This is a genomic window from Streptosporangium sp. NPDC049644 (genome assembly GCF_040675205.1).
GTDB classification, from domain to species: domain Bacteria; phylum Actinomycetota; class Actinomycetes; order Streptosporangiales; family Streptosporangiaceae; genus Streptosporangium; species Streptosporangium fukuiense.
In genome coordinates this window covers 1-2,231 of record NZ_JBFAOJ010000234.1, presented here as the reverse complement: position 1 = coordinate 2,231, position 2,231 = coordinate 1, and the positions used below count along the sequence as shown (strand labels likewise).

Annotated in this window: 3 protein-coding genes; all 3 read left to right on the top strand. The window is 64.6% G+C overall.

Annotation, left to right across the window (positions count from 1 at the left end; genetic code table 11):
• The first annotated feature begins 443 nt into the window (after window positions 1-443).
• The 3 genes from AB0J58_RS44690 (at window position 444) to AB0J58_RS44680 (ending at window position 2,188) form a co-directional block, all read left to right on the top strand.
• A complete protein-coding gene (locus AB0J58_RS44690; RefSeq protein ID WP_364227878.1) occupies window positions 444-689 on the top strand; it encodes a hypothetical protein in 246 nt (81 codons plus the stop codon).
• A gap of 94 nt (window positions 690-783) precedes the next feature.
• On the top strand, window positions 784-1,887 hold the full coding sequence (locus AB0J58_RS44685; protein WP_364227875.1) for a hypothetical protein: 1,104 nt from the start codon (window positions 784-786) through the stop codon (window positions 1,885-1,887).
• Between the two features lie 88 nt (window positions 1,888-1,975).
• A complete protein-coding gene (locus tag AB0J58_RS44680) occupies window positions 1,976-2,188 on the top strand; it encodes a hypothetical protein (RefSeq protein ID WP_364227872.1) in 213 nt (70 codons plus the stop codon).
• The last annotated feature ends 43 nt before the right edge of the window (window positions 2,189-2,231 follow it).

Genomic DNA, 2,231 nt, shown 5'->3' with positions numbered 1-2,231 from the left:
CCGACTCGACATCCAACCTGCGCTTGGGTCCTCGCCTCGCCATCAACACGCCCCTAATGATCAGGTGTGTTGCGACAAGCACTAGAACCCAGGCGGCGCCAGGGGGTCAAAATTCGGCCGTCGTTGACACGATGACGCGACGGCTGTGTGGTGTGGGCTTTCCGGCTGAGATGCCTGGTGCCCGCGAGGGGGGATCGCTGTGGCGCCACCTGCTCTGGGTGTGCTTGGCGGCAACGGTCGCGTTACCCTGTTCGACGGGTCTTCGCCGGGTTAGAGCCGGTGGTGATCAAGGGTCTGTCTGGCGCTACCAACGCTGGGCAGGCCCGTTTTTCGTTCTAGGGGTAAAGGCCAGTCCAGTCGAATGTTCCAGACATTCACCGTCAACCTCCAGAATACGCATGCCCACCACTGGCGAATGTTGGGGAAAGCCGTATGCTGCCTACATGCAACGTCCGCAACCGCCCTGGATTCCCGTCGGTGTCGACGGCATCGCCAAGCAGCTCCGCGTCTCAGAAAACACCGTCGTCACCTGGCGGCGACGATCCGCCAAGGAGTGGGTCACGGTCGAGAAGTTTCCTAACCCCGAAGGGGCCATCTCGGGCCGCGACTGGTGGTGGCTCGCCGACATCCTCGACTGGGCCAAGAAAACCGGCCGCCTCAAGGATCAGGAGGGAACGCCTGGCGACTGACACTCTCCACAGCTGAAACTTCGGGACCGTCCGGCGTTGGTAGCGCCAAACGGGCCTTTGATCACCACCTGCTCTAACCAGGAGGGCGAGCCCTGTGGGCTACGAACTACGCCGTTGGCTTGCCGACCGGCTGCCCGCTGGGCTCTCGTCGGGCGAGCGCCTGGTCGCGCTGGAGATCGCCGACCAGGCCAACGATCAGAGCCGTCACGCCTACGGCAGCGAGACCCGCGCCGTCATCCTGCGGCGCACCGGCTATGCCGACGAGAAGCAGCTCGGCAAGGTCTTGACGAAGCTGGCCAAGAACGGCATCGAGATGCGTGAGCCGGTTCGCGGCAAGGACGGCGAACCGGTGCGCGATAAGCGCGGCCGGGTGGTGTACGCCTGTAATGGACACGAGATGTCGGAATTCGTGGTCCCCCGGCTGGAGGACCTTCCAAGCTGCCCCGAGCGGGGCAGCTTCCTATACGAAGCTGCCCCCGAAAGGTCGCCCGATCGGGTCAGTAAGAGGGATGAAGGTGCCCCGCATGGTCCTGAAGGTCCCCCGTCCGGGGCAGCTTCAGACGCGAAGGTGCCCCGCCTGGTCCCGAAGGTGCCCCCAGCGGGGCACCCTTCTCCTCAATCTCCTCAGGAGAACTCCTCATCTCTCCTCAGCCACGAGCGCGTCGTCATGGAAGCGCTCGCCCCCGCTGGGGCCACCGAGGACGAGATGAGAGAAGTGATCACGGAGATTCGACAAGCGACCAAAGGCAGGATCGAAAACCCGAACGGCTACTTCAGAGCGATCGCCGAACGCGGTGACCTCCCCGACTACCTCAGCCGAGTACGGGCCAACGCCGAACGCCGGGCCGCCTACGCAGCCCGGCAGGCACAGCCACCACCCGCCGTCCCCGAGCAGGCACCCGACCCCGACGAGCCGCCCGTGACCCCCGAGGAGGCCGCAGATGCCCGCGCCGCCGTCCGCGAAGCCCTACGCGGCTCACAGGCCCGCAGAAGCGAGAAAGGCCCCGCCCGCGTCCTGCGACCACGCCACACGCCCGAGGAGGTCTCACCCGCCCTCCAAGCCGCCCGTGACTACCTCAACACGCGCGGCGACTACTTCGAGTGGATGGCCACCGCCCGCGACAAACTCGGCCCCGACGCGGCACGAGATGAGGTGGTCGTCCTCGCCGCCGAGCTGGCCAAGGAGCGAACACCCTGACGCCCCGGCATGCCGTTTCAGCACATCCCCAAACGAGCACCGGGCCAAGCCCTACCGTGACAGACCAAACAGAACGAAGGAGCCCAGCATGATGGCTGACATCAACCTCCGGCCCGGGGAAACCCTCCTCGATGACCCTCATATCACCAAGGCGATGGACATTTACGATGCCCTTAATCCACGCGAGCAGCGGGAGATATTCAGGTCGGTTTACCGTGCGGCTACTGCTTTCAATCGCACCGGTGACATTGAGGTGATCTCAGCGACTTTCACGTCAGGTAGCCATGTTCGAAATGGGTGAGAACAAGCGCGGCTTTGACGATGTCGCCGATTCTGCTGGGGCT

Excerpts from the sequence above, each read along its gene's own strand:
- AB0J58_RS44690 (WP_364227878.1), top strand. The coding sequence starts at position 444 with ATGCAACGTCCGCAACCGCCCTGGATTCCCGTCGGTGTCGACGGCATC.
- AB0J58_RS44680 (WP_364227872.1), top strand. The coding sequence starts at position 1,976 with ATGATGGCTGACATCAACCTCCGGCCCGGGGAAACCCTCCTCGATGAC.